Source organism: Clostridium sp. (assembly GCF_051656525.1).
Taxonomy (GTDB): domain Bacteria; phylum Bacillota; class Clostridia; order Clostridiales; family Clostridiaceae; genus Clostridium.
The window spans coordinates 1-2,750 of sequence record NZ_JBOGCC010000056.1; the positions used below are offsets into that span (position 1 = coordinate 1).

Here is a 2,750-nt window from a genome sequence, read left to right on the forward strand (position 1 = left end):
TTTATACATTTATCAATAATTATATAATGATAGAAAAGAACTGTAAATAATAAACATAATTATTTAATTAAATGTAATTATTTAAACTATCTATATATTTTTTAGTTTTAAAAAGAATAACGTAAAATTTTTTTTCTAAATTTTTATTATTTCTATATTTCTCTGTATTTAATAATTCTAAAATTAATTCTAATTCCTCTAAATTAAATTTTATCATATAGATTAAACTTTCAACAGTATTAGTAGTTAAAGTATTTTTTAAGTTTTTATCAAATAATAGTTCCATAAATCCCCCTTAAAGCCCTTTCATTAAACTAAGTATTATATTTGCCTAAAACACTTCCTAAAATTTTATTTAATAAAAAAATTATGTAGTAGTATTTAAATTAAAAGTTTATTTTAAGTATTATACAAAAAATATTGAAGAAGTACACGATGGGCTTCAAAAGTGAATTAAATATCTTAAATTTGTATAATACAAAAAGAGAAGGGGGAGTTGGTATGATTAGTCAAAAAAAATTTTATGGTGAAATAGAAGGAAGAAAATTAAGGGAGTTTAAAAATTTAAATTATAATAAAAAAACATTAGCAGAAAGAAAAAAATTTATTGAAGAATTATTAGAAGATAAAGAAAAAAAAATAAAATTTTTTGAATTTTATTTTGATAATTATTTTAATTGTAATTTATCTAGTGAAGATGAATTATCAGAAAAGAATGATGTGTGCTTAACTTTAGAGAAAATGGCTAATTATCTTTTAGGAGCAAATGAAATTAGAGAAGAAAGAAAAATGAAAGCATTAAATGAAAGGTTTTATATAGATATTGTAGAATTTAAACAACGAACAAAGAAAGAGGAAAGTTTAGAAAATAAAATATTTAGAAATTCTAATAGTAAAATTAAAAATGATGATGGTACAGGGAGAATAAATTATTTATTAGAAAAGAATAATTATAATAAGAAAGAGAAAAAACAACAAATTTTTGATATAGATTTTCAACAAGATAACTATTGTTCAAGTGTATTAAAAGATTATCAAAAAATGTTAGATAAAATAAATTATGAATTAGAAAAAATAAAATTAAATAAAGACAATAAATTAGTAGGAAAAAGATATGTATTAACTAAACAAAAAAAAGAATTAATTGAAGATATGATTTTATGCAAAAATAATTTGAAAGGAACTTTTGGCTTAATATTAACAAAAGATATTATAAACAATAAAAAACAGAGCTTAGATTTATTTCAATGGGATAATTTTAATCATTTAAAAGCATTAATTGCAATAAATAAAAAATTTGATCCGGATAATGAAATAAGTATTCTAGTAAAAGATTTAAATAAAATTTTAGATGAATTGATAAAAAATAATATATTGTCAGTAGAAGAAGTTTTTATAATAAAAATGATTAGAAAAGGGTATAAGAAAAAAGAAATAGCAGTTTTATTGAAAACATATCCAACAAAAATAACTAGAATTATGGAAAAAATTATTAATAAAATTATTAAATATATTAGGAAAAGTGAATTATATAAAAAATAAATATATTTTTATATAAAAGAAAGTATTAGATTATTTTGCAGGCAAATACAAGTTATAATAAAAATTTGTTTTTTCAGAGGAAAAAAGATGAAAATAAGGTTTATTAATAATAATTAGGTATAAATAGCAACTATCTATACTATTTAGATAGTGAGCAAATTTAGAAAAGGAGGGTATCTAATCTTTTTAGAAACCCTCCTTTCAATTAAATTTTTTTAATAGGATTTTTTGAGGAATTAGAAATTTCTATAAATAGACATAATATATACATATATAAAGGTTTACAACAAAAATAATAATTTTTTAATGAAATTTAAGGAATGTTATTTGGAGTTTTTTAATATTACTATATTGTGGTGAAAAATAGTTATTTAAAAAGGTAAATTAATAAAAAATATTTTTATTATGTATTTTATTGTATTAGGTAGATAGTAAATGTAAATTATCATATGGTAATTAAAGGATAAAATGAAATTTGTTAAAATAAATGTAAATTATAATTGGGGTAATGTGGAATGAAGAGTTTATAAAAAGATGGGGGGAAACTATGGATAATAAGAATCAGTCAGCTTTAAATGTTAAAGAATTGATTTATACCTTTAAGAAAAGGTGGAAATTAATTATTATAACAACTATTTTAATTACAGCTATAACAGGGCTTTTTAGTGCCTTTGTAATAAAGCCAACCTATAAATCAACAATGAAAGTTTTTGTTGGAAAAGAGGGGTTAGAGGGGCAAAATTATTCCAGTCAAGAATTAGATTTATACAGTAAACTTATGGGAACCTATATAGAATTGATGAATAATCCAGACTTTATTGAAAGAGTTATTAAAAATAAAAATTTATCAGCAACCACAGGTGAAATTTTAGGGGGATTATCTATAGTTGAAAGTAATCAGTTTATGGTTATAAGTTATAGCAATAAAAATAAAGAAAAGACTAAACCGATTATAGATGCTGTTGTAAGTGAGTTCATGGTCTATTCTAAAGAAATAATAACAACTGGTAATTTAAGAATAGTTTTAGAAGCTAAAGTTCCAACTAATCCAATATCACCTAATGTACCCAAAAATACAATTTTAGGGTTTTTAGTAGGGTTAATATTAAGTATTGGTATAGTTTTAGTTTTAGATTATTTAGATAATACTTTCAAAAGTGAATCAGATGTAACAGAAGTTTTAAATATACCTTTAGTTGGGGCTATTC

General features: G+C 20.7%; 3 protein-coding genes. 2 read left to right on the forward strand and 1 reads right to left on the reverse strand.

Features of this window, described 5'->3' with window-relative positions; all coding sequences use genetic code 11:
• Positions 1–67: 67 nt before the first annotated feature.
• Entirely contained in the window at positions 68–286 is a 219-nt protein-coding gene (locus ACRDDY_RS02090) for a hypothetical protein (RefSeq protein WP_438563316.1), read from the reverse strand.
• 215 nt (positions 287–501) lie between these two features.
• Here ACRDDY_RS02090 and ACRDDY_RS02095 point away from each other — a divergent pair, with 215 nt between their 5' ends.
• Both ACRDDY_RS02095 and ACRDDY_RS02100 read left to right on the forward strand, forming a co-directional pair.
• Entirely contained in the window at positions 502–1,542 is a 1,041-nt protein-coding gene (locus tag ACRDDY_RS02095; protein ID WP_438563317.1) for a hypothetical protein, read from the forward strand.
• A gap of 547 nt (positions 1,543–2,089) precedes the next feature.
• On the forward strand, positions 2,090–2,750 hold a 661-nt coding region (locus ACRDDY_RS02100), incomplete at its 3' end, for a YveK family protein (protein ID WP_438563318.1).

Coding starts and splice junctions, on each gene's coding strand:
- ACRDDY_RS02090 (WP_438563316.1), bottom strand. CDS start 286: ATGGAACTATTATTTGATAAAAACTTAAAAAATACTTTAACTACTAAT.
- ACRDDY_RS02095 (WP_438563317.1), top strand. CDS start 502: ATGATTAGTCAAAAAAAATTTTATGGTGAAATAGAAGGAAGAAAATTA.